18 protein-coding genes are annotated in these 23,731 nt (G+C 49.1%); 7 read left to right on the top strand and 11 right to left on the bottom strand.

Translation table 11 applies throughout. The annotated features are described in order from the left end of the window. Positions 1-46 precede the first annotated feature (46 nt). Positions 47-937, bottom strand: a complete 891-nt coding sequence (locus J7438_RS17605) for a LysR family transcriptional regulator (RefSeq protein WP_209277584.1) — start codon at positions 935-937, stop codon at positions 47-49. Positions 938-1,049: 112 nt separating this feature from the next. Here J7438_RS17605 and J7438_RS17600 point away from each other — a divergent pair, with 112 nt between their 5' ends. Further along, a complete protein-coding gene (locus J7438_RS17600; protein ID WP_209277583.1) occupies positions 1,050-1,472 on the top strand; it encodes a hypothetical protein in 423 nt (140 codons plus the stop codon). Positions 1,473-1,819: 347 nt separating this feature from the next. Here J7438_RS17600 and J7438_RS17595 read toward each other — a convergent pair whose 3' ends face one another. Together J7438_RS17595 and J7438_RS17590 are read right to left on the bottom strand one after the other, a co-directional pair. After that, the gene (locus J7438_RS17595) at positions 1,820-3,397 is read right to left on the bottom strand and encodes a GMC oxidoreductase (RefSeq protein WP_209277582.1); all 1,578 of its coding nucleotides are present in this window, start codon (positions 3,395-3,397) and stop codon (positions 1,820-1,822) included. A 51-nt stretch (positions 3,398-3,448) separates the two neighbouring features. Next, a complete protein-coding gene (locus tag J7438_RS17590; protein ID WP_286196676.1) occupies positions 3,449-4,906 on the bottom strand; it encodes a coniferyl aldehyde dehydrogenase in 1,458 nt (485 codons plus the stop codon). A 580-nt stretch (positions 4,907-5,486) separates the two neighbouring features. Between J7438_RS17590 and J7438_RS17585 the strand changes: the two genes are divergently transcribed. Beyond that, positions 5,487-7,388: an NEL-type E3 ubiquitin ligase domain-containing protein gene (locus J7438_RS17585; RefSeq protein ID WP_209277581.1), complete on the top strand. Its 1,902-nt coding sequence runs from the start codon at positions 5,487-5,489 to the stop codon at positions 7,386-7,388. Between the two features lie 89 nt (positions 7,389-7,477). Here J7438_RS17585 and J7438_RS17580 read toward each other — a convergent pair whose 3' ends face one another. The 3 genes from J7438_RS17580 to ptcA form a co-directional block, all read right to left on the bottom strand. Beyond that, the gene (locus tag J7438_RS17580; protein WP_209277580.1) at positions 7,478-9,415 is read right to left on the bottom strand and encodes an acyl-CoA synthetase; all 1,938 of its coding nucleotides are present in this window, start codon (positions 9,413-9,415) and stop codon (positions 7,478-7,480) included. A 188-nt stretch (positions 9,416-9,603) separates the two neighbouring features. Then, the gene (gene arcC / locus J7438_RS17575) at positions 9,604-10,512 is read right to left on the bottom strand and encodes a carbamate kinase (protein WP_209277579.1); all 909 of its coding nucleotides are present in this window, start codon (positions 10,510-10,512) and stop codon (positions 9,604-9,606) included. A 79-nt stretch (positions 10,513-10,591) separates the two neighbouring features. Then, positions 10,592-11,638 (bottom strand): putrescine carbamoyltransferase, encoded by a 1,047-nt coding sequence (ptcA, locus tag J7438_RS17570; protein ID WP_209277578.1) that lies wholly within the window; start codon positions 11,636-11,638, stop codon positions 10,592-10,594. Positions 11,639-12,243: 605 nt separating this feature from the next. Here ptcA and J7438_RS17565 point away from each other — a divergent pair. The 4 genes from J7438_RS17565 to J7438_RS17550 all read left to right on the top strand — a co-directional run bounded on the left by J7438_RS17565 (position 12,244) and on the right by J7438_RS17550 (position 16,890). Continuing rightward, complete coding sequence (locus J7438_RS17565) at positions 12,244-13,635, top strand: APC family permease (RefSeq protein ID WP_209202960.1); 1,392 nt, start codon at positions 12,244-12,246, stop codon at positions 13,633-13,635. 58 nt (positions 13,636-13,693) lie between these two features. Continuing rightward, positions 13,694-14,785 carry an agmatine deiminase gene (gene aguA / locus J7438_RS17560; protein WP_209277577.1) on the top strand — a complete coding sequence of 364 codons (1,092 nt, stop codon included), beginning with the start codon at positions 13,694-13,696 and terminating at the stop codon, positions 14,783-14,785. Positions 14,786-14,849: 64 nt separating this feature from the next. After that, positions 14,850-16,238, top strand: a complete 1,389-nt coding sequence (locus tag J7438_RS17555) for an APC family permease (RefSeq protein WP_209277576.1) — start codon at positions 14,850-14,852, stop codon at positions 16,236-16,238. Next, positions 16,219-16,890 carry a TetR/AcrR family transcriptional regulator gene (locus J7438_RS17550; RefSeq protein WP_209277575.1) on the top strand — a complete coding sequence of 224 codons (672 nt, stop codon included), beginning with the start codon at positions 16,219-16,221 and terminating at the stop codon, positions 16,888-16,890. The genes J7438_RS17555 and J7438_RS17550 overlap by 20 nt, the downstream gene beginning before the upstream one ends. Here the strand turns inward: J7438_RS17550 and J7438_RS17545 are convergent. Continuing rightward, positions 16,887-18,302, bottom strand: a complete 1,416-nt coding sequence (locus J7438_RS17545; RefSeq protein WP_209277574.1) for a hypothetical protein — start codon at positions 18,300-18,302, stop codon at positions 16,887-16,889. The two genes, J7438_RS17550 and J7438_RS17545, sit on opposite strands and share 4 nt — an antisense overlap. 180 nt (positions 18,303-18,482) lie before the next feature. On the opposite strand from J7438_RS17545, the gene J7438_RS17540 reads away from it, so the two are divergent. Continuing rightward, entirely contained in the window at positions 18,483-19,151 is a 669-nt protein-coding gene (locus J7438_RS17540) for a TetR/AcrR family transcriptional regulator (RefSeq protein WP_209277573.1), read from the top strand. A gap of 93 nt (positions 19,152-19,244) precedes the next feature. Here the strand turns inward: J7438_RS17540 and J7438_RS28400 are convergent, their stop codons facing one another. The 4 genes from J7438_RS28400 to glpA all read right to left on the bottom strand — a co-directional run bounded on the left by J7438_RS28400 (position 19,245) and on the right by glpA (position 23,614). Then, a complete protein-coding gene (locus J7438_RS28400; protein WP_353620154.1) occupies positions 19,245-19,346 on the bottom strand; it encodes a DeoR family transcriptional regulator in 102 nt (33 codons plus the stop codon). A gap of 82 nt (positions 19,347-19,428) precedes the next feature. After that, positions 19,429-20,625 (bottom strand): anaerobic glycerol-3-phosphate dehydrogenase subunit GlpC, encoded by a 1,197-nt coding sequence (glpC, locus tag J7438_RS17530; protein ID WP_286196674.1) that lies wholly within the window; start codon positions 20,623-20,625, stop codon positions 19,429-19,431. Then, positions 20,619-21,929: a glycerol-3-phosphate dehydrogenase subunit GlpB gene (gene glpB / locus J7438_RS17525; RefSeq protein WP_209277572.1), complete on the bottom strand. Its 1,311-nt coding sequence runs from the start codon at positions 21,927-21,929 to the stop codon at positions 20,619-20,621. Before glpB ends, glpC begins: the two co-directional genes overlap by 7 nt. Continuing rightward, a complete protein-coding gene (gene glpA, locus J7438_RS17520; RefSeq protein ID WP_209277571.1) occupies positions 21,926-23,614 on the bottom strand; it encodes an anaerobic glycerol-3-phosphate dehydrogenase subunit A in 1,689 nt (562 codons plus the stop codon). Before glpA ends, glpB begins: the two co-directional genes overlap by 4 nt. Positions 23,615-23,731: the final 117 nt, after the last annotated feature.

The following is a 23,731-nucleotide window of genomic DNA, read 5'->3' as shown; positions in this document are numbered from 1 at the left end:
CATTGCACTTTAAGCGTATTCATTCCGGGGCTTCTCTTTTCAGTGATTACTGCGCATCCATATACTGGGCAAACAGATCCACAACCTCTTTTACAATAGGCATTAATAAGGTTTCCGGTTTTACCAGGCATTGACTCTGCCAATACACATCATAGGGAAATTCCAGTTTCACCAGCTCGCCGGATGCAAATTCATTAAGAAATAAAGATTCTGGTCCAGCCGTCACATAATCGGAATTCATGACGATGTATTTTGCCATGGTGTAACTTTCGCAAATGATGTCCGGCTCTAATTCGGCATTTTCCAGATACACCATAACCTGTCCGCCCAGGCTGGCGGGTATGTTAGGCGTAATGATTTTGTAGTTGGATATTTCTTGTAAATTCACGACCTGTCTGCCAATTGCGTCATGACCCTGTCGCACTGCCACCACCAGTTTTTCTGAGGTTTTCAGTGGGGCGACAATATCATCCGGAACATCAGCATTAACAAAGGGGCCAACCGCCAGATCAATCTTGCTTTTTTTCAGCTGATCCAGCAATGCATCAGCCGACATGGTGACGACAGAAATTTTAAATTGATAATTTCTCTCAGCAAAATCAAGCAATACTCTGGCTAACAGCTGCTGTTCGATAATGGGGCCAACCCCCACTCTTACCGTACCGCCCACCATATCTGACATAAGTTCCAGCTGACGTTCAATCACTTTCAACTGATCTCTGAGACCATTGCCTTCTTTAATCAGGAATTTGGCGGCTTCTGTGGGTACCATGCCCACGCTATCCCGCTTAAAAAGTTCGACACCTACTTTCTTTTCAAGGCGGCTGATTTTTTTGCTCAGGGTTGGCTGTGAAACACTTAATATCTCGGCGGCTTTATTGATACTGCCTACTTCAGTAACCACTTTGATCATGTGAATATCAGATATGTCGATCACGTCATTAGCGCCCTGAACATGAGTATTGCTGATGTTTCAGGCATATTATATGTGTTCCTGTGAAATATACAGTGGTTAGCTACTTATATGACTGAACTTTGATCAACAGCTGATGTCAAACTTTTCAGGAAATGTTGATCGGTTCTATACATTGTCGAATTGTGCTTATCAGATGGCTATTACTACGCAAGCTTGGGGTGTAGGAGAGGTTTACCAGGGAGCCCATAGAGCAGTGGTCAATCCTCCATCAGCAAACGTTTCACCCCATATAAGGGCGAAAGCAAGGGCTTTTGGCCGGGTTGTTTCATTTTATACCGGGTGTTTCATGGGCCGTGCTTTATCTTCCCTGACGCTTTATACAGATTTAACCAAACATTTAGAAAAGAATAACGCCCTTACCCCTGCGCTGATATTGTCAACGACGGGAATAACTGCTGTGGCGATTGCTTGTAATCATTTACTGAGCCCCGGGGGTTTTATCTATGAGTATGTTTGTGCCAGCCTTGATGCAGAGGAGCGACAAGAAGCCTCATAGCGCAGAAAAGCGTTAATATTCATACCAACACCACCGCCGTCATTCCCGCAAAGGCGGCAATCCATCGTCGGCAGTAGATCCTCGCCTTCGCGGGGGTGACGGTTGTATGGGTATCAGCACTTAGCTGCACTAGGAGGCTGTCCGAGAATAGTCTGCCCTACTGCGGTGGCAGCAAATTGGTCTAAAAAGTCGGAAATTTTTAGCAAATAGAACCACTATTCACTAAAAATTTCCGACTTTTTATCCTCAATTTTCTGCCATCCTCGCTACGGGCGCTATTCTCGGACAGCCTCCTAGGGCAGCTTTCCAACCTTGCTATTCAATATATATGCCATATCGAATACACACTAAGCACTCTTATGGGGAATATGGCTCATGGTCCATTCCGATACAGCAGTAATGCTCAGTGACGGATTAACGCCCGGGTTGGCGGAAATGGCGGAACCATCACAGACATACATATTCTCATAGCCGAAGACCTGGCCTTTATTATTGATAACACCGGTATATCGATTCTCGCCCATCACACAACCCCCCAGAATATGTGCCGTGGTTGGTGTTCCTAACAGCGCTTCTGGGGATGAAGATGAGGCTTTACCTTCTGTAATTTTTTCTACTTTGCTGGTGAGTGCCTGGGACTCTTCGATGGTACAAGAGGGTGCTTCCCCTATTCCTGTGGTACTGCTGATGATGCCGCCGACTCCCCGTTGAAAGGATAACGTGCTATTCAACTGTTGCATAAACAGCAAATAGATGGTCTTTTTTCCCCAATCAGGGGTCAGCAGTACTCGCAGGTTTTTGATGGGCTGAACGGCCATGGTTTTTGCCAGTGAAAGGCATCTGTTCAGGAAATTCTTGCCCGTTACTCTTGGAACATTCAGCAGCTTCATAAAGCCTGCACGCCTGTTTTGACTGATGGGCTCCAAATGGCTGTTGTCATCCGTATGCAGGATAGAGCCAATGGTGACACCCCGGGCGAAATCGACGTCTTTTTTAAATGAAGTCACCGCCGTAACGGTCTCATTGTTGGTGCGAATATGGTCACCCAACACCTCGGATAAGTTTGTCAGGGACTTTTTATGCTTAAGATTCAGTAACAGCTTTACCGTACCCAGCACGCCACCGGAGAAAACCACACCATTGGCCGTGACACGTTGCTTTTTTCTGCTGGATAACATGCGTGAAGATGTAAAGGTAATCTCGTAGCCTGCCTTGCCATTGGTTTTATCCAAAGGGCGTACGTCCACCACTTCCTGTTCGGAGATGATATCCGCCCCTGATTTTTGCGCCAGGTACAAATAGTTTTTGTCTAATGTGTTTTTGGCATTGTGTCTGCAACCGGTCATGCAGGATGCGCACTCAATACAGGGCTTGCGATCAGGCCCTTCACCGTCGAAGTAAGGGTCTGGGACAAAGTCACTTTTATCCTGCCGGTCTGAAAAAAAGACACCGACCCTGGCATTGTGGAAATCTTTTTCTTTGCCAATATCTTTGGCAAGATCCTGAATGACCTGATCAGCATCGGTCAGATTAGGGTTGGGAGTGGCCCCAAGCATACGCAGGGCTTCATCGTAATGGGGTTTAAGTACCTGTTGCCAGTCTTCTAACTTCGCCCAGGTGCCAGTGCTAAAGAATTTATCCTTTGGGGTAGGAAGAGTAGCGCCATAAACTAATGAACCACCGCCTACACCAACACCAGAATAGACCGTCACATGCTTAAGAATGGTTAACTTCATGATGCCACGGAAGCCAATGGTAGGAACCCAAAGCCATTTGGAAAGATTCCAGGAACCTTTCGCGTAGTCATGGTCCTTAAACCATTTTCCTTTTTCTATAACCAGGACCCTGTAGCCCTTTTGACTAAGGCGTAACGCACTGACTGAACCGCCAAAGCCGCTACCGACGATGACGTAGTCATAGTGCATGTCGTTTATTGTTATTGTCGACATCATACTTCTCAATTTTTTAATTATCGATTACCGCTTTAGCACCTTAAACTTAAACCAAAGCGATTTGACCAGCATGTTGTACATGGCGTTGTTCCAGGGTGGAGCCACCATTTTGGTAACATTAATCCGGCCTTTGCGCACGATGGTTTTCGCTTTACTGAAGTTCACGAAGCCTTCTCTGCCGTGGTAATGCCCCATGCCGGAGGGGCCGATCCCACCGAATGGTGCATCGTCTACCGCTACATGGCTCAGTGTATCGTTGACGCACACACCGCCAGAGTGGGTTTGGCTTAATATGGTTTCGGCACGCTTGTTATCGTAATCGAAATAGTAGAGAGCAAGCGGCCGATCACGGTCATGAACATACTTAAGTGCTTCTTCAATTCGGTGGTAAGTTTTCACCGGAATCAGCGGACCAAAAATTTCTTCCTGTTCAATAAGCATGGTGTCATTGGTATTCAGTACCAGGGTCATAGGCATCTTACGAGTGCCTTCGAAACTTTCATGGGCAGGATTGATTTCAACAAGGGTCGCGCCTTTTTCTTTCGCATCGTCCAGGTAGCTCTTTAACCGGAGCAGCTGACGATCGTTGATAATGGCCGTGTAGTCTTTATTATCACGCAGGGTCGGGTAGGCCTGGCTCATGGATTTGATAAAGGCATTGACGAAAGCATCCAGTTTGTTTTCCGGGCAGAAGATATAGTCCGGTGACACGCAAATCTGACCAGCGTTCATGCCTTTACCAAAGGCTAATCGATCCGCTGCCTCTTCTATAGGGAATGACTCATGAATAATGGCCGGTGACTTACCACCCAGTTCCAGGGTCACCGGTGTCAAGTGTTCCGAGGCGGCTTTCATAACGATCTTGCCCACGGATGTAGCACCGGTAAATACCAGATGGTCAAAGGGTAATTTAGTGAACTCAGTGCTTACATCCAGTTCACCGGTAACTACAGTGACATCGTCTTCTGAGAAATACCTGCCAATTAATGCCTGCACTAAATCCGCTGTTCCGGGTGCAAATTCCGACATTTTGATCATGGCGCGGTTACCTGCCGCCAATGCTGATACCAGGGGCGATAAACCTAAAAACACTGGGAAATTCCAGGGCACAACAATACCTATAACCCCCATAGGCTGGTACATCACATGAACGCTGGCAGGTGCCAGATTAAGAGGTGTTTTTCGACGTTCGGTTTTCATCCATTTTTTGATGCGGGACTTGCTGTACTCAATGGCATCCAGCAATGGAAATATTTCTGCCAGCATGGTTTCGGACTCTGCACGATTGCTAAAGTCCTCGTTAATGGCTGCCACGATTTCATCGGAATGGTTAATGATTAATGCTTTTAACGCATTCAGCTTTTCTATTCGCGTCCTGGCACTGGGCATGGGCTGGTTTAAAAAGGCAGCCTTTTGCCGGGTTAACAAATGACTCAAGCGCTGATATTCATGAATTTGCCCTGGAATTTGCATAGAAGTCATATTCGCTACCTGCCATTTTGTTATCGAGCCAGTCGAAAACCAGAGTGTTTTTATGGCTTCAAGCATATAAAAATCCGCTGTTAACGGATAATTAATACTTTAAGGAGGGGTTGCGAACAAAAGGCATACTTAGGGTGGACATTAAGCTTACCCCTCCATTTTCAATGGTTTTCGGATGGAACCACGAAGAACACAAAGAGCAAGAAGGAAAAGAAAATCTCTTCTTTGTGCTCTTCGTGACCTTCGTGGTTCGATCTTTAACTTACCCAAGCGGGGGAGTAGGCGTTTAATGTCTACCCTAAGAAAAGGCATAGCAGGACGAAGAACTTATCTTTTTCCTGGTTTCGGCAAGATGTTATCGTTAATGACCAATTGGTTATTAATTTACCCGGGAGCAAGTGATTAACTGATTAAAGTATTTTAACCCTTGATTAAGTCATATTTTTTACTTGATTGGAATGACTTCAAGTTTATTTAATTTAGGCGTGAATGAAATCCGGGGGTAGGTAACTTAATCATTTAAAATACTGTAAATGGTTTGTCAAGCAATTAAATAAAGTTAACAATACAAGGAGGAATTATGGATGCCAATTCAGTGACTTCAGGCACTACGCCTGTAGCAACTACACCGTCATATGCTGATAACAATAATGAAGATGGTCAACGTCGACCATATATCCCGCAGTCTGGAACAGCTTGTTACTCATCAGAAACTGCATCATTGGAATATCGTGTTGCCACTGAGGTAATAACGGTTACCCCGGATGAAATGAAGGAGTTAATTCTGCTGGGGAATTTTTCCAACGATGTCCATTACCTGGTCGTGGGTAACCTTGCACTTGACAAATGCCCGGCAGCCGCCCTGCCCATGCAGCTCACCGTGACGGGGAGCTTTGTTCTTACCGATTGCGTCAACCTGAAGCACATATCCGGAAAACTCACCGTGCATGGCGATTTTTCTGTGCTCGGTAGCACCGACTTGGTGACTCTGTCTGGGAAAATCCACATCAAAGGCGACTGTAAACTTGAAAATCGCCCCAACCTGGAGAGTCTGTCTGGGGATCTCACCTTTGATGGCGGACTTAATTTAGCATATTGCGGCAAGCTGTCGAAGCTACCCAAGAAGCTTACTGTGAAGGCAAGCCTTAACCTTAATGATTGCGAAGGCCTCATTAAGCTGCCCGATGACCTTAATGTGGGGCAAGCTTTGTCACTCCGGCGTTGTACTGGACTCAGGGAACTGCCCGGGAATCTCTTTGCGTACGAGCTTCATCTCGATGAGACCCGTCTGGTTGAACTGCCTGGTACGCTCTTCGTAAGGGGCAGTGTCTCTCTTAGCTATTGCCCCGACCTCAGAGTTTTGCCTGCGAATCCATTCTGTGGGGGCCACCTGTATCTTAATGGTTGCACTAGCCTGACAGCACTGCCTAACTGGTTTATGGAGTTGGGACGAACTGATGATGATAACCTCCGCGAAGTCTATATTTTTGATACCGGGTTGTCTGATGAATTACGTCAACGTATGTACGGCATGCAACAACCCGGAGGAGTGCGGATTCATTATGGCATGGGCAGAGGGAACTCTGAGCATGTGTTTGAATCACTGCAAGAAGGCCTGGAATTTTGGAGGGAGTTGGCATCAACCGATACTGAAACACCGGCGCTTGACCCTGACGATCGCCTTACTGAATTTCTGCAGCGACTGACAGGCACTGCAGATTACCAGAACCTGGCTACCCGTCCTGTCCTGGCCCAACGGGTAATGGCGGTCATGTCATTACTGGCCGATAATGACCAGTTTCGGGATGATGCTCTGGATCGTTTATCCTATGCTGGCACTTCCTGTAATGATCGGGTGATCCTGGCCCTGGATGACCTGGAAACAATGCAATTACTGACATCTGCCCAAACCCTGGCGGTTGAAAAGCATGACCCCATTGAGTTGAAGGCGCTGGGTCGGCAAATGATGATTCTGGAAATGATCAAGGCAATCGCCAGATTGCATATGCAAAAACTTGCCTTTGTGGATGAGATTGAGGTTGAACTCGCGTTTCGGATTGAATTAAGCAAGTTCTTCAAGATTCCCGGATCAACCCAAAATATGTTATTCCGTAAGTGTGCTTTGGTGGAAGATGAGGACATTGCCAGGGCTCGCGTCAACATTGAAGAATCCTGTACGGAAGCAGCGCTTGAGGACTTTCTCGCCCAGTGGGAACCCTGGCAGAAATTTCAGCGCCAGCAGGCAGTGCGGCCCTTTGATGAACTTGAACCGATGACTGTAGATCGTATTGATAACTGTTCTTTACTTAATGTAAAAACCGATGAGATGGTTGGTCTGGGTAATCAACATTTCAGTTACTACGGCCTCGTCAATAGTTACATGCTCGATGGTCTGCACCCTTACACCCGAACCCCACTGGACTGGTCGGATGTTAAAAAGCTCATAGAGGCGGTTCCCGCCCCTGCAAAAGATGAAGACTGAACGGTGCCTGAGTGTCACCTGATGACCTGCCACAGCAGAACCGGACCTGCTGTGGTTTTCAGGTTTTCGTGAATTGATAATTATAAAAACTAAGACAGAACAGACTTAAACGTATAACTACCCAGTAGCTTTTCAAATTGGGCCTTGTCTGTCGTATCACACTCTCCCAGATTAATATCTGCCAGAACGCCGTATTTGGGGTCCTGTTTTACCACCACTTTTACAGGTACTTCCGGCAGCTCCTTCATGGCCAGGGCAGTGACACACTTTTCAATTTCCTGCATTTCAAGTTTGGGCTTGTATACCTTGCCAATGGCGGTTAATGGCAGCTCCGTGACCTTGTGAACGGCTTTTGGAATAGCTGCTTTTTCCTGAATCTCTTTACTGGCGAAAGCCAATAGCTCTGTATCTGACACCTGACTGTTATCTGCTATCTGTACATAGCAAACCGGCACTTCACCTGCATGGGCATCCGGTCGGCCAACAGCTGCTGCCAAAGCGACGTCGGGGTGCTTGCACATGGTTTCTTCAATCAGTTTTGGTTCAATATTATGGCCACCCCGAACAATCAGCTCTTTTTTACGACCGGTCAGCCAGAAGTAACCATCGGAATCCTGTCGTGCGAGGTCGCCGGAATTGAGCCATGTATCACCATTGTCGTCAGTGACCCACAGGCCCTCATTCTGATGTTCCAATTGATAACCTAACGATAAATTAGGCCCTCTCATGATCAGTGCGCCAATTTCATCGGTATCGCAAATACGTACTACTTTATTGTCTTTCAGTTCAGCACAAACCATTTGTTGATAGGGGATGCGTATACCAATAGAGCCAATCTTTTTCTTGCCGTGCAATAAATTCAAGCTGGATGCGCATGTGGCCTCTGTTAATCCATAACCTTCCAGAATTTCAACGCCGGTAGCCTCCTGAAAGGAACGGGCCACTTCCATGGGTAACGGTGCAGCGCCACAGATGGCTGCGTCTAATGACGATAAGTCTTTACCCTTCGTTGGGTAGTTCATCAGGGTCGAGTATACCGTGGGCACACCACTGAATGCCGATACTTTAAAGTGCGCAATGATATCCCAGAAATTCGGGAAAACATCTTCGCCACGGTAGCCCTGTGGCGTACAGATAACGACGGATGCACCGATCATCAGCGGCACCAGTCCGGTGACCAGGGCACCATTGACATGGAACAGGGGCAAGCCCCCCAGTATGGATTTCTCCGATGTCATGGTACTTTGACTCATCATTTGCAATGCGCGGGCATTAAACAGTTCATTAGCGTGTGTGCGACGTGCAATTTTTGGCAAACCGGTGGTTCCGCCGGTACAAAACAGGGATGAAATGGTGTCTTTGGTGAACTGTCGATCAAACATTAATTGATCGGCATTTTGTTTTTTGATGCTTTGCGTAAAGTTGTAATAGGTTTTACCGGCAGGCATGGAAATGGATTTACGCATCCTTCGTTGAATCATTCTGGCGATTGGACCGGTCAATCCCTGTACATAGTGTGCGATATCTACACCGATCACATGTTCAACACTGGTCAACTGCGGAATAATGGGTTCCAGCTTGGGCCATAAATCAATGTTTTTCATTGGATTCATGGTAACCACAGCTTTCGTATTGACAGAATTAATCAGATCTTTAATTTGTTCTGACTCTAATAATGGGTTGATGGCCAATACCTGACAGCAAGCCTCACCACCCCAGATGACGTAATGGGTTTCCGGCAGATTGGGCATGATAAATGCCACAACATCATCCGGGCCCAAGCCAATGGAGTGGAAAAAGTTGGCGGTCTGATTGATATGAGCAATCAATGATCCATAGGTGATGGTATGGGCTGAAGCGTATTCACTGCCCTTTAAAAAAAAGGATAAGGCGGTTTTGCCGGGGCGCAAATGGGCGCTGGTCATAATAGCTTCGTAAGTGCTTTCAAACTGACTCAGGCTTTCATAGGGAAAATCTTTTTCCAGCTGCTCTAAATCTTGTAACGATGTTATTTTTATTGGTTCCATTATCTACCGCCTCAGATTGTCACTGCGATTTTTACTGCATAGTGCTGATTTGCGTTAAAGAAATATGCTAATGCAATGGGCGGGTTAGCTTAAATGAAAAGGTTTAGGTGCCATTGGCAAGAAATCGAATAGGTGCATCGAAAAAAGAACCTGATGATTAAGCAGTTAACCATCAGGTGTTGTTCAGATTAACCGTGAATACGGGTGCCTGTCGTCTGGTTCATCACATCCAGTGCATGGTATAAATCACCGATATTACCAATACCTCCGGTCTTCTCGGCAAAGGCACAGCAGGCATCCACTTTGGGTCCCATGGATCCGGCAGCGAAGGCATAGCCTCTCATTTCGGCGACAGTAACATCAGTCAATGGTCGTTCACTTGGTTTGCCCCAGTCGACACACACATGAGCGCCATCGGTCAGAATAAGTAGCTCGGCTGCCCCGATTTCCTGAGCCAGCATGGACGCTGTGGCATCCTTGTCGATAACGGCCTCAAAACCTTCAATGTCCGGGCCATTTTTTACCACTGGTACACCACCGCCGCCGCCACAGATAACAATATGGTTGCGATCCAGAAGGCACTTGATGGCATCCGTTTCCATGACTTTGACCGGAGCCGGTGAAGGAACGACACGACGCCAGTAAGCACCATCGGGTTTGATGGTCCAGCCATGCTCTGCCGCCAGCTTTTCAGCGGTTTCCCTGTCATATACAGGACCGATAAACTTCGATGGATCGGCAATAGACGGATCATTGGCATCCACCAAAACCTGGGTCACCAGGGTGGTCACTTCCGCTTGGGGCAGTTCTTTGCGGATGCCCTGCTCCAGTAAATAGCCAATCATACCCTGGGTTTCAGCGCCCAGAACATCCATCGGGTATGGCGGGCAGTCACGATAAGAGAGGTTTTGCAAAGCCAGCAGGCCAACCTGCGGGCCATTACCGTGCACAATAACCAGACGATAATTTTCGCTCAGTTTGGCCAGTGACTGGGCAGTGGCGGCAACACTTTTCCGTTGATTTTCACAGCTCATTAACTCGCCACGCTGCAGCAGTGCATTACCACCGATAGCGACAACCAGAATAGGCTTATCCATAAAAGCCCTCGTTATGATTTATTGAGGTTGAATCAGAAACAAAAATGGCAGCCCGAAGTCGGGCCACCAAAACGGTTGATTAGAATCGGCTGAGGAAGGTTTCGATACGATCCTGATGGTAAGCCAGCGTTTCTTCAGTTGGCACTTCAATATGCTTATGAGTCAGGTAAACCAGCAGGGCCATCTGTGCGGTCAGGCGGTTTTCTGCTTCGTCAAAGATCACGGAGCGTGGTCCATCCATGACTTCCCTGGTGCACTCGCGTTGGTCATTGGCAGGCAGGCAGTGCATGAACATGGCATTTTCACCGGCTCTGGCCATCATCTCTTCAGTCACCACATAGTTGGGGATGAAGGTAGCCAAACGCTCTTCTTTTTCAGCTTCCTGACCGAACCAGTAGAAGCTGTCAGCAACAATAATGTCACAGCCTTCTACTTCGTTGGTGTCGTCAGTCACGGTGAGGCGACCACCGTAAATTTCGCAGTTTTCTTTGGCGATATCCTGCCACAGCTGAGGAGCCTGATACTTTTCAGGGCCAATGTGTTTGAAGTGCATGCCAAATTTGGTGCAGCAGAACATCAGGTCGGAGCAGACGTTAGTGGCATCACCAACGAAGGCAACGGTCAGATCGTCCATTTTCTTGCCTTCAGGCAGGTGTTCCATCATGGTGAACAGGTCAGCCATCATCTGGGTTGGGTGCAGCCAGTCACAGAGACCATTGATAACCGGAACAGAGGCGTGTTCAGCCAGGCCTTCGACCGTTTTATGGTCATCTACACGGGCCAGGATAACGTCACACATACGGGAAAGTACACGACCAGTGTCTGCCAGGCTCTCTTTCGCACCCAGGTGGATATCTTTTGGTGACAGGAACAATCCATGTCCGCCAAGGATGGTGGCCGCAGTTTCAAAGGAAACACGGGTACGGGTGGATGGCTGCTCAAAAATCATGGCAACGGACTTGCCTTTGAACAGTTGTGGAACTGCATTCGCCTTACGGGCTTCTTTAAGCAGGCTCATCAACTCCAGAATGCCTTCCAGGTCTTGACGGGTGTAATCCTGAGTTTTCAGGAAGTGCTTCAGTTCTGGCTTGTGCAGGTTAGTAGCACTGGAAGATGGCAGTTTCATGGTAATACTCCTGGTCTTTATGGAGTGCACGCCCTGTTTGCCCAGAGCAGTGCAACTGACTTTTCTTGGAACTGATGGTGTCTCCATCAGCAGGTCTTGGAAACTGATGCATTAGGAGCACTGTTGTCGTCTGTGCTCTCGTCGTTGGGTACACTATAAAATCCCGATATTTATCAGCATTGATTCAGATCAATATTGATAAATATTGATCTTATTTTTAATTCTGATGAAATTTTTTGCATAAATAGCAGACACGCCCAGGACTGAATCTCACGAAAAAAACACCTGGGAATAAGTTCCACATTTGACTGAGACTTGTTAAGGTCACCACCCGCCGCCGGACACCTGCAAACTGCCACCTAAAAAGCGGCCTGTCTTTTTCGGGCAGCGGGAAGCGGGCAGCGTTTTTTTAAATTTCACAACAAATAAGAATAAATAAATGATTTAGATCAATATCAAAAATAAACCGATATTTATCATGTTTATAAAGCTGAAAATAAATCGATGTTTTGCTGATCCCGCATTCAGAAAGCTGGCTGATCCCGGTAACTGACTGCCGGATTGAATAATAAGCGGCCAATAGCTGCCTTAAAGGGGAAACAATTATGTCCAATGAAGCAACGGGGAAAATGGGGTTGCCCAGCCTGACCCTGTTCAGCGTCTGCGCTGTACTGGTGGTTGACGGGCTGACGGCCAGTGCGTCAATCGGTCCATCATCGATCGTCTGGTGGCTTATTACGCTGGTTCTTTTTGTGATTCCCTACGGCCTTATCTCATCAGAACTTGGCACAACCTATCCCGGAGACGGCGGAATATACGACTGGGTAAAAAAAGCCTTTGGCTTCAAGTGGGCAGTAAGAACCACCTGGTTCTACTGGATTAACGTTGGGCTCTGGATGCCTGCGGTATACATTATGTTTGCCGGTATGTTTGCCGAGATGTTCTTTCCGGACCTTGGGCTCTGGTGGCAAATCCTTATCTGTATTGGCCTGACCTGGCTGACTATCTGGATCTGTAATATCTCTGTGGATGCCGGTGTCTGGGTAACCAACCTTGGGGCGCTGTTCAAGGTTACTGTTATTGTGGTTCTGGGTGTCGGCGGCTTCTGGTATGCCAGCCAGAACGGTGTCGCCAATGAATTTACCCTGAGTTCAATGATGCCCTCTATTGATTCAGGCCTTGGTTTCCTGCCGGTTATTATCTTCAACCTGATGGGCTTTGAGCTGATTGCCTGCATGGGCTCGGAAATCAAAAACCCACGCCGGGATATTCCCAAATCCATTCTGATTTCCGCAGCCATTGTCACCGGGCTTTATGTCTTCGGAACCCTGGGCATTTTGCTGGCATTGCCAGTAGAAGAGATTGGTCTGGTTGCCGGTATTGTCTCCACTTTGAGAACTCTGTTTGGTGACGGTGCTTTTGGCCAATTCATGGTATACGGCATTGGTTCACTGGCGCTGTTGACGTTCATTGCCAATATGACCACCTGGACGATGGGTGCCAGCCGTGCTGCCATGGAAGCGGCGCAAGCGGGAGAACTTCCGGAATTTGTCGCTAAAGAGCATCCGGTACACAAAACCCCGGTGGGTGCGAACATGATTACCGGCATGGTATCTACCGTGGTTATCCTGCTCTATGGCCTGACTTCCGGTGAAAGTGACGAGCTGTTCTGGTCAATCTTTGCCTTCTCGTCCTGCATCTTTCTGCTGCCTTATCTGTTTATGTTCCCGGCGTTCTTCAAACTGCGTATCAGCGATCCTCACAGAGAGCGCCCTTACAAAGTACCGGGAAGCACAGCCGTTCAGGCCGTACTCAGCACCATCTGCTTCCTGTTTATTGTTCAGGCCGTTGTTCTCTTTGTCTTCCCGGACATTGGCAATGGCAATGTTGACTGGAATTACTCTCTGCCTGTTGCCCTGGGTATCGCCATCACGATTGGTATTGGTGAATGGATACTGAGCACAGCAACCAGACGCATGCAAGTGGCCACCGCCTGAGCAAACCAATGTTTAATGACTCAATTGTTGTAACAATAAAGCAGTAAGGAAAAGACAAATGAGCAAGTCCCTGGAAAGTACTCCAAAACACGACGGTTTTCGCATGCCTGGTGAGCATGAGCCCCATGAAGAAATGTGGATGGCATGGCCAGAGCGGACTGATAACTGGCGTTACGGCGGTAAGCCAGCACAGCAGGTATTCGTCAATGTTGCCAAAGCCATTGCCGAAGTGACGCCTGTGACCATGGCAGTGTCTGCCGCACAGTACGACAATGCTCGTAGAATGTTGCCAGAGCATATTCGTGTGGTGGAGATGGCCACGAACGATTCATGGATGCGTGATATTGGCCCAAGTTATGTGGTGAATGATAAAGGTGAGCGTCGTGGTGTGGACTGGGAATTCAACGCCTGGGGTGGCTTGATTGACGGGCTGTATTTCCCATGGGATCGGGATGACCAGGTAGCCCGGAAAATCTGCGAGATCAACCGTGATGACCATTACCGTGCACCATTAATTCTGGAAGGTGGCTCCATTCATGTCGATGGTGAAGGCACCCTGTTTACCACTGAAGAGTGTCTGCTCCATGAAAGCCGTAACCCTCATCTGAGCAAGGCTGAGATTGAGGAGATTCTGGGTGACTACCTGAACATCGAGAAAGTGATCTGGATTCCACGGGGTCTTTATAACGATGAAACCAACGGGCATGTGGATAACCTGATTCACGTGGTTCGTCCGGGGGAAGTGATTCTTTCCTGGTGCAGCGATGAGAATGATCCCCAGTATGAGATCTCTCAGGAAGCCTTCCGGGTACTGTCTGAAGCAACAGACGCCCGTGGTCGTCAGCTGAAGATTCATAAGATGCATATTCCCGGCCCACTCTACATCCTGGAAGATGAGGCTGGTGGTATCGATATCTGTGAAGGCATGGAACGCAGCGCCGGTGAGCGTCTGGCTGGTTCCTACGCTAACTTCCTGATTACCAATATGCGGATCATTTTGCCACTGCTGGATCCCGCCTACGACGAAGAGGCAAAAGCATTGCTGGAAGATATCTACCCCGGCTATGAAGTGGTTGGTGTCGATGCCAGAGAGATATTGCTTGGCGGCGGTAACATTCACTGTATTACCCAGCAGGTGCCTGCTGTGTAGCCAGTCATCGGGCCAGACGGATCTGGCCCACTATTCAATAAAAACATGACCAGCATGGTGATCCATGAATACTCACCGACGCCTGACTCGCAAAGATATTACCCTGTTTACGCTCAGTGCCGTGCTGACTATTGACGGTCTGGCAGCAGCAGCGTCGATCGGGGTTCAATCCCTGACCTGGTGGTTGATTGCCTTTCTCTTTTTTGCCATTCCCTACGCTTTGATCAGCATTGAGCTGGGCACCCGCTGGCCATCCCGTGGCGGCATTGTTCACTGGGTGAAACTGGCTTTTGGCGCGAACTGGTCTGCTCGCACCAGCTGGCTGTACTGGGTGAATGTTGCGCTGTGGATGCCTGCCACGTTTATTATGATGGCTGGTGTTTTCTCACAGATGTTCTGGCCAGCCATGTCGCTGACTAACCAGATACTGTTTGCATTGGTTGCCACCTGGCTGACGGTGTTGATCTGTTGTCTGTCACTGGACACCGGGAAGTGGATTCCCAATGCCGGAGCCTGTTGTAAGATGGTGGTGGTTTTTCTGCTTGGCATTGGTGGTGTGATGACGGTTTATCGCTCCGGGTTAGCCAATCCGATTAACCTGCAAACCCTGACGCCAAGCCTTGATGATGGCTTACGCTTTTTCCCGGTCATTATCTTTTCACTGGTTGGGTTCGACCTTATTAGCTGTATCGGGGATCAAATAAAAGATCCTGACAAAGATTTGCCGTTTGCTCAACTGATGGCCGTTGGGCTCATTACCATTCTTTACCTGTTTGCTGTGTTCGGCATATTAGCCGCACTGCCGGTTGAACAGATCGGTTTGATCAATGGCCTGTTGGCCACACTGGAAAAGATAGTGGCACCATTGCCGGGCAGTGACATCATTACCATCATGCTTGGGCTGCTGATTATGTTCAGTCTGGTTGCCAACATGGTGACCTGGAGTATTGGCGCGAACTACGCGGCGGCTGAAGCTGCTCATTCCGGAGAGTTGCCAGCGCTGTTTGGTCTTGAGCACCCAGCCTGTGGTACTCCTGTCGGAGCCAGTGTTCTGAGTGGTTTTCTGGCATCGCTGGCCATTTTGCTTTATGGCGTCATGGCGGATTCCGCTGACGCCCTCTACTGGTCGCTGTTCTCATTTGCCAATCTGGTTTTTTTACTCCCTTACTTGTTGTTGTTCCCGGCTTACCTGGTGTTGAAAGAGCGAGACCTCTCCCCGAACTCCGGGCTGCAATTGATCCGTCATGCCCGGGCGGTTAAGGCGGCGGCTTTTTTACCATGGATACTAACGGCCATGGCTGTGTTCTTTTTTGTTTTCCCGCTGGGTGCCTATGATCTGTTACACACATCATCTACAATACTCGGCCTTTTGGTGGTGATAGGCGTCGGTGAATGGATGCTCAGCAAACGTCAGACTCGCGAGGAGAAGTTAAGTGGATGTCTTGCCAGTTAAAAAGTCGGCCAGTGAAACTGGTACCCGAAAAGGCAGGCGCTTGCAGGCCAGGAGCCTGGAGCGACGCCGGAAAATACTGAGTGTCGCCCGGGAGATGATTACCTCAGCATCAACCCCCACTCTTTCACTGTACGATATTGCCCATAAAGCAGACATTCCACCTTCTTCCCTTTATCATTTTTTTCCAAAGATTGAAGTGTTGCTGCAGGCCCTGGCTGAAGAAGTATTTGACGCCTTTGATGAGTGTGTTTCAAGGCCTCTGCCTGACCAGGAAATTAACCACTGGAGTGATATTGGCTTTATTCTGGAAACACGTATGCAGCAGTATTATCAGCAAAACGAGATGGCCCGGGCATTGATACTCGGGCAGCATCTTCATGTTGATATTCTGGCCGCAGATCACCAGCACGATGATGATCTGGGCAGGCAGATCGAGAGTATCTATCAACGTTATTTTGAATTACCGGTGCTGCCCGGGGGCTACAATATTTTTGCCATTGCCCTGCAAATAGCCGACAAAGTGTACGCCATGTCTCACCAGGAATTTGGCAATATCACCCCGACAATGGCCATGGAAGGCTGGAGGGCTGCACGGGCATATCTTGCTTTGTATTTACCGGAAGAGCTTCAGCGAAAACGTAATGAATATTAGCGCTTTCCTGTGCCAGTTTGTGACGCTTTGCCACGGAAAAAATCAGCGAGCACCTCTCGTGTTTCCACCAGGGGAGATGAATTCCTCAAATCCGCTGCAACGATGGGTGACAGCAGCTGCCCGGTATCTTTATCGAAGTAATCTCCTCTTTCGATATCCATCGATAAACAAGGTTTGTTGCTGACATGTTTACTCTTATGCTCATCGATATACTGCACAATATCTCTCAGAAATTGCAGGGTCAGGACGATACCCGGAATCAACGCTGACTCTGCCCAGTGACTGAATTTCAGTTGCGAATCGGTATCCGCCCCCCACTGGTCAAAGCGGTTCATCAGCTGGCTTTCCTCGCTTGAAAAACCATGGCTGAGTAACTGACGGAAAATAACTTGATAATTTTCCTGCCATTTCCGGGGATGCGTCGCCAGCTCAAACGCGATAACTGACAGATCGTCATAGTTCAGTGAATGAATGTTCCTTAGCCGGTCGTCCAGGGATTCCCAGTAGGGATCCAGGCGATACCCGACAAAGCTGTGTTGCTGCCTGGCAAACGACACGATCAAGTGACTGACCCTGTCCATGATTCCGGTATTACCAGTCGGTAATGCGTCAAGCCAGATATCCCTGGCCAGACGGAAGAAGACCGGATAATCCAGATATACGCCTGGCTTGAGTCGCAGAAAATCGGGAGGCGGGTTTTTAACCAGGTCCTGAATCTCCCGGGGAAACTCACCGAAAGATTGTTGAAATTCCTCTTGAGAAAGATACTCACAGTCCTTTGGATCAAAATGTTCAAAAAGCCAGGGGAAATCAGGGTGAATACGCGGATGAGCACGGGGGTAATCAGGATGATATAAACGACAGACATCGGTAGCAGACTTGAAGTCGCACAAGATCTGTCTGGAAAACATACCAACCGTCAAAACCGGCCAGCCATAGCGAACATAGGCTGCCAACTCCCTCAGGGACTCTGGCCACTTACCGACAATCCGGGACACTGCTTGCAGGTCTGGCCAGGCCGAGGAGAGATGCATGTTTATTTCACTTTTCACACATTCATGTATTGACCGGACGAGCGTCACGACCTCTCTGGCCATGGAGGCTTTCGCCTTGAGGCCGGGAGTGTTGGAGATCATCTGAAGAATATGATCCTTCAGAGGTGTGATTGCCCGTTCATGCAGTTCCTTTTCTGCGTCTGAAATATCCCCTTCTGTATCTGAAATATCCAGCTCGGAATACTCCCGCATCCGCAGGTTCCCGGGCTCCGGCAAGTCAATAGCTGTGCTTCTGGAATCGAAGGTTGCCGATGGAAGGCAGGAAGCCTCCTGATCTGCCGAAAGCAGTACTTGATTGATAGCACCTCCGACAACAGGGTGAGAGTCGGATGGTAGTGATGGGAAGGGATTACTCATGAAAACTCCTGATTAAGGGTGAACACCACAGTTGTTAGCATGATTGAAAAACGACAGTCTTTTGACAAACGGGTCAGAATTAAGTTCCCAAATTCAAGTGATGCCTATTCTTGCGACTTTGGTGCAAGAGGATGACAATACTTCGATACCAGACTCTCCCCTCCTCATGCATGAATTCCCATGACAGAAGTCGTAAGCAAACAGCGCAAAGTATCCCGCAAGACTCAGGCCAGAAGTCTTGAGCGGAGAAGTACCATTCTCACGGTTGCCCGGGAACTGTTGGAAGAGAACGCTATTAATGAACTTTCACTGTACCAGGTAGCGGAAAAAGCCGGGATGCCTCCATCCTCTGTTTATCACTTTTTCCCCAAAGTAGACGCAATACTGGAAGCATTACTGGAGGACATTTTTACCGATTTTGAAGCGATTCTGGATCAGCCCCTTGATGAGAGTGCAATTCATCACTGGACAGATATCATGCGACAACTTCAGGTCAGGTATGTGAGCTACTACCGACAGCACAAATACGTTCGGGACCTGATTCTTGGACAGTACACACCCGGTGCCCTGCTACATGCTGACTATCAGCATGACGATATGCTGGGTTGTCGAATCCGGAAATGTCACGAAGCGTATTACCAGCTGCCACCCCTGCCAGCCGGGTTCAATATTTTTGCCATTGCGCTGCAAATAGCGGACAAGGTTTATTCAATATCCCATCAGGAGTATGGCAATATCACTGATGTTATGGCCCGTGAGGGGGTCAATGCTGCGCTGGCTTATTTGGGGGAGTATATCCCAAGGCAACTTATTAGCAGACAACCAGCGTTGTCTGCCCTGGGAGGCTGACCGAGAATAGACTGCCCTACTGCGGTGGCAGCAAATTGGTCTAAAAATTTCCGACTTTTTATCCTCAATTTTCTGCCATCCTCGCTACGGGCGCTATTCTCGGACAGCCTCCTGGCTTGAGCTGCTCCAGTTAAAATGTTGCACCAGAGCTTCAGTGGTCACAAAGCCTTCCTGCCTGAGCAGGGTGATGATCATTTCATGGCGTCGGCTCTGTGGGATCTGTTGCTGTTTATGCACAAGCTTTGTCGTTTTGTGAACGTCCATAAGTTTTGAATTCTCATGCTAATGACTGTGCCATGAGGGTCAACGGGTGCAGCACTTTATGAGCGGTGTTCATTTCTATCTGCATCTTGCAGGACTCGCAGTCAGTGACCACATAATCCACATTAAGCGCTTCGATCTGATCAAAGACACCCTGGCCAATGTTCTGAGAGGTTTGATAGTTCTCTTTTTTAAAACCGTAGGTACCCGACATTCCGCAGCACTTCTGGTCCAGCATGATCACCTCCAGCCCGGGAATACTGTTTAACAGTTCCATGGTGTGAATCACGCCACCCTGTTTGATCAGGTGGCAGGGGCTGTGATAGGCAACCCTCAGGTTAACGGGCGTCATATCCGGCTTATTGCCTTTGGCAAATTCCCTGGTAATAAACGCAGAGGCAAACAGAATACGTTCTTTGATGGCGTGGTTATCCACATGAAGCACTTCCGGGTATTCGTCCCGAAGTGTCATGGCACAGCTGGGTTCTGTTGCCAGTACACATTCACTGTCCGCTAATGAGTCGGCAAACTGCCCCATATTCAGTTCGGCATTTTTGCGGGCTTTATCGAAGAAGCCATTGGCTATCAGTGGCACACCACAGCACTTTTCTTTCTTTAACAGCGTGACACCGATATTCATGGCATTCAGGACTGCGACCAGGTGTTTGCCAACGGAGGGGTCATTGTAGTTAGTGAAACAACCGTGGAAGAAACTGATTTTACGATCGAAGCGGTTCTGCTGCGCCTTCTGCTGTTGAAACCAGCGACGAAATGTTTGATGGGTGTATTTTGGCAGGGTCTGTCGTTGATCAATTCCAAACACTTTATCCAGCAGCTTTTTAACGGGTTTCAGCTGTGTGGCGATGTTGACGACAGGTGCCGCAGGGGTAGAAAGTGACCCCATCATATCGGTGTGGCTGAGAATAAATTCCCGGGGGCCTTTTTTGAAACCGCCATGCCGGGCTTTGGCCAGTTGAATAACCGTACCTACATGAACACCCGACGGACAGGCAACTTCACAGCGTTTGCAGTTGGTGCAGTGTTGCAATGCTTCATCATACAGTGCCGGGTTTTTGATGCGTAAACGCTCCCCGTCCGGGCCTGCCTGTTTGGGGCCAGGGTAGTCCGGGTTTACTTCAGCGACCGGACAGCGGGTTGTGCAGACGGTGCATTTAATGCAGCTGTCAAAGCTGGTATCAATGGTGTTCAGCATGTTTCTTCCGCCTGAGGCATCATTGCAATAATCCTGTTTGCAGCAAACCAGCCGGTGCTGATGGCTACCCCACCCGAACTGGCTTCCTGAACCGGATTGAAACCATTGAGCACCGCACCTGCGCAGTAAAGATTATGGATTTTCTGACCTTTCCGGTACGGGTTTAACTGTTCACTGGTGTTAATACCGAAGTGGCTGAGATTATGCGGCTTACCATCCATAAAACGATGATCTGACCACTGATCTCTACTGTCCGGTGCATCAACATCAAGGCCAAAAACCGGCTCGGACAGATGATGGCGGTCACTGGCCAGCCCCTGGCTGAAAAAGCTGCCGGTTGCCAGAATAAAGTGGCTGGCGGATATGGGCATATCGGGGTTCAGTCTGGTCTTCACCGAGCACAGTCGGTTTTCTGCAAAGCAACCACAAAGCACCTGGTCACCTTCCAGGAACATACCGCCCAACTGCCGGAATCGCTGCTTCAGGGCAGAGGCCATGCGCATTCCGGGGAGTGATGGCGGCAAGGTTGCGACTTCACAAATACGCAGGCCGGTCAGTGTTTCAAGTTGACGGATCAGCTCATTACCACCTTCTACAGCGAGGACGGAGGGTATAACCACCAGATCAGCATTACCGGCTGCCTTCTGTAAAGCAGACGACAATATGTTTATACCATTAGGCTGGCTGAACAGGTCACGCTTAAGGGTTCGGGCTAACTCCAGAGAGCGCAGCTCATAGGCATTTCTGGTGTTAATGTTCAGGGTTGCTGTTTTGATATCCGCCAGTATGAACTCTGCCTCAGAGAATCCGGGATGTCGCTTCATACCTGCGGCCATCAGTGCCGGCTGGAAGTCACGAAAGCCTGCAATATTGATGATGGCAACACGACGTATGCCTTCGGCAGGAGCCAGCAACGGCAGGCTGCCAGCACCTTCCTGGCTCAACCAGGCTGGGCGAATGGCCCCCAGTGCTGTCAGACGACCATGGTTCTGCTGGCCAAAATTGCTCAATTGGATGCCAGCTGCTGCCATTTGTTCGGTAAAAAATGTCAATCCCTGCTGTAAAGATGCTGCTCCCACTTTCTGGTAGGGATGGGTGGATGGCAGGTGACGGATTGCTGCAAATGGACATTCCACGAAAGAATTATCTTGTTCAATGCCAAACACATCGATAGCACCGGAGGCAAAGGCCAGGGCGCTCTCTCCAGCACTGATCACAACGGTTTTCAAGCCTGCTTCTGCGCAGCGGATTGCGCCGGTTAAACCCGCAAGGCCTCCGCCAATCACAATAACGTCGTAGTTCATGGGCCTACCTCTTCCTTTGACTCTTCCCCGCGGAGCACAGCAGCTTCGCCAGGATTGACACTGTGGGAATCCGGATCACTGGGTTCCAGCTGGCTGTAGCCCAGAAGGTTGTTGTACAGCCAGTAGCTCAAATCGGCTTCGCGCATCGCATCACCCCACAGCACCGGCCTGACTCCCTTCCAGCGTTCCTGCATAAACTCACCTACGCTGTGCAGCGCTTGTTTACCGTTATCGTCGTGCGTTATTTCGCTGACAATACCGGCCGCCCGACAGGCACACATTTTTCCCTGGCAAGGCCCCATGCCAATGCGAGTCCGACGACGAAGGTCAACCAGGTCTCTGGCATTGAGATTATGGACGGCGTATTCAATTTCACCGCGAGTGACCATTTCGCACTCACAGATAACCGCATTCTGCTTTTTGTCGTTGGCAAGAAACTTTGCCGCTCTTTCTCCATGGCGGTACTTGGCTGAGCCTGATACCGGGATAGAAACCTGAGGGGCGTAAATATCGCTGTGTTTGCCATTAGCTCCGGGCAGTGGTCGTATAGCTGTGACACAGGGTTTGCTGTTGCCCAGGTTTTTTGCCACCGCATCCGTTGCCATTTCCGCCATCAGCCGGTAGGTCATCAGCTTTCCGCCGGTAATGGTAATAAGACCCGGCAAGGCATCCGTTTCACCGTGGTCAAGCAAGACAATCCCCCGGCTGATATTTCGACCCGATGGGTCATCCCCCAGAGAGATCAGCGGGCGAACACCGCAATAGGCACGAAGTACACGGGTCCTGGCCATGATCGGACAGAGTTTCTCGCCCTCAGCTAACAGTACGTCAACCTCGTCGGGGGTCACCCGGATGTTCTCGATGTCCCGGTAGGGGATTTTCTCCGAGGTGGTACCAATCAGAGAGATGGTGTCCCCGGGTACCAGAATGTCGGCATCGGAGGGTTTACGACAACGGTTAATCACCATGCCATTAATGCGGTAATCAACAATCAATAACGAACCTTTAGCCGGGAACATACGAATGGCCAGGTCTGCGTATTCAATAATCTGCTGGCCCCAGATACCGGCAGCATTCACCACCTGCTGGGCATGAATATCCACTTTCTCACCAGTTTTCACCTTGATACAGTGTACCCCCCGTACCCGGCCATTGTTGATGATCAGGCCAACGACTTTGGTATAGCTGAGCAGACGACCACCGTATTCTTCTGCATCAAGAATATTGGCAGCGGTTAAACGAAAAGGGTCTACGGTACCGTCTGGAACACGCACAGCGCCCAGTAGCCCGGGGTTCACATTTGGCTCAATGCGCAGGGCATCTGCAGGTGTTAATGCCTCTGCCTGTATACCCGCAGATGTACAGGCGGTAATGAATGTTTCCTGAAAGGAGAGTTCGTCCTCAGGCAGGGTGATGAACAGCCCACCGGTCTCTTCGATACAGTGGCTGGCCACTTTCCTCAGAATCTGGTTTTCACGGATGCATTCAATGGCAGAGTGAGGGTCGGTCACTGCGTAGCGGGCACCGGAATGGAGCAGACCGTGGTTACGCCCGGTAGTGCCGTTGGCGATATCATCCTTTTCGACCAGGATTGCACGCATTCCCCGTTGCGCACAGTCGCGAAGAACGCCCGCTCCGGTCGCGCCCCCGCCGATGATGACAACGTCGGTCTCTATCTGCCTCATTGAATTTGCTCTTACATGTTCGTTTATGTTCGCGGCGCGCACTATAAATAAACGGCAATATTTAGCAAATGACACAAATCAACAAAAAAACACGAATAGTTATCCGCTCAGACAAAA

The organism is Thalassotalea sp. G20_0, assembly GCF_017744175.1.
GTDB lineage: Bacteria > Pseudomonadota > Gammaproteobacteria > Pseudomonadales > Endozoicomonadaceae > Endozoicomonas.
Note: the sequence above shows the minus strand (reverse complement) of the source record. Positions and strands in the feature narration are given on the sequence as shown.

Coding starts and splice junctions, on each gene's coding strand:
- J7438_RS17600 (WP_209277583.1), top strand. CDS start 1,050: ATGTCAAACTTTTCAGGAAATGTTGATCGGTTCTATACATTGTCGAAT.
- J7438_RS17595 (WP_209277582.1), bottom strand. CDS start 3,397: ATGCACTATGACTACGTCATCGTCGGTAGCGGCTTTGGCGGTTCAGTC.
- J7438_RS17590 (WP_286196676.1), bottom strand. CDS start 4,906: ATGACTTCTATGCAAATTCCAGGGCAAATTCATGAATATCAGCGCTTG.
- J7438_RS17585 (WP_209277581.1), top strand. CDS start 5,487: ATGGATGCCAATTCAGTGACTTCAGGCACTACGCCTGTAGCAACTACA.
- J7438_RS17580 (WP_209277580.1), bottom strand. CDS start 9,415: ATGGAACCAATAAAAATAACATCGTTACAAGATTTAGAGCAGCTGGAA.
- arcC (WP_209277579.1), bottom strand. CDS start 10,512: ATGGATAAGCCTATTCTGGTTGTCGCTATCGGTGGTAATGCACTGCTG.
- ptcA (WP_209277578.1), bottom strand. CDS start 11,638: ATGAAACTGCCATCTTCCAGTGCTACTAACCTGCACAAGCCAGAACTG.
- J7438_RS17565 (WP_209202960.1), top strand. CDS start 12,244: ATGTCCAATGAAGCAACGGGGAAAATGGGGTTGCCCAGCCTGACCCTG.
- aguA (WP_209277577.1), top strand. CDS start 13,694: ATGAGCAAGTCCCTGGAAAGTACTCCAAAACACGACGGTTTTCGCATG.
- J7438_RS17555 (WP_209277576.1), top strand. CDS start 14,850: ATGAATACTCACCGACGCCTGACTCGCAAAGATATTACCCTGTTTACG.
- J7438_RS17545 (WP_209277574.1), bottom strand. CDS start 18,302: ATGAGTAATCCCTTCCCATCACTACCATCCGACTCTCACCCTGTTGTC.
- J7438_RS17540 (WP_209277573.1), top strand. CDS start 18,483: ATGACAGAAGTCGTAAGCAAACAGCGCAAAGTATCCCGCAAGACTCAG.
- J7438_RS28400 (WP_353620154.1), bottom strand. CDS start 19,346: ATGATCATCACCCTGCTCAGGCAGGAAGGCTTTGTGACCACTGAAGCT.
- glpC (WP_286196674.1), bottom strand. CDS start 20,625: ATGCTGAACACCATTGATACCAGCTTTGACAGCTGCATTAAATGCACC.
- glpB (WP_209277572.1), bottom strand. CDS start 21,929: ATGAACTACGACGTTATTGTGATTGGCGGAGGCCTTGCGGGTTTAACC.
- glpA (WP_209277571.1), bottom strand. CDS start 23,614: ATGAGGCAGATAGAGACCGACGTTGTCATCATCGGCGGGGGCGCGACC.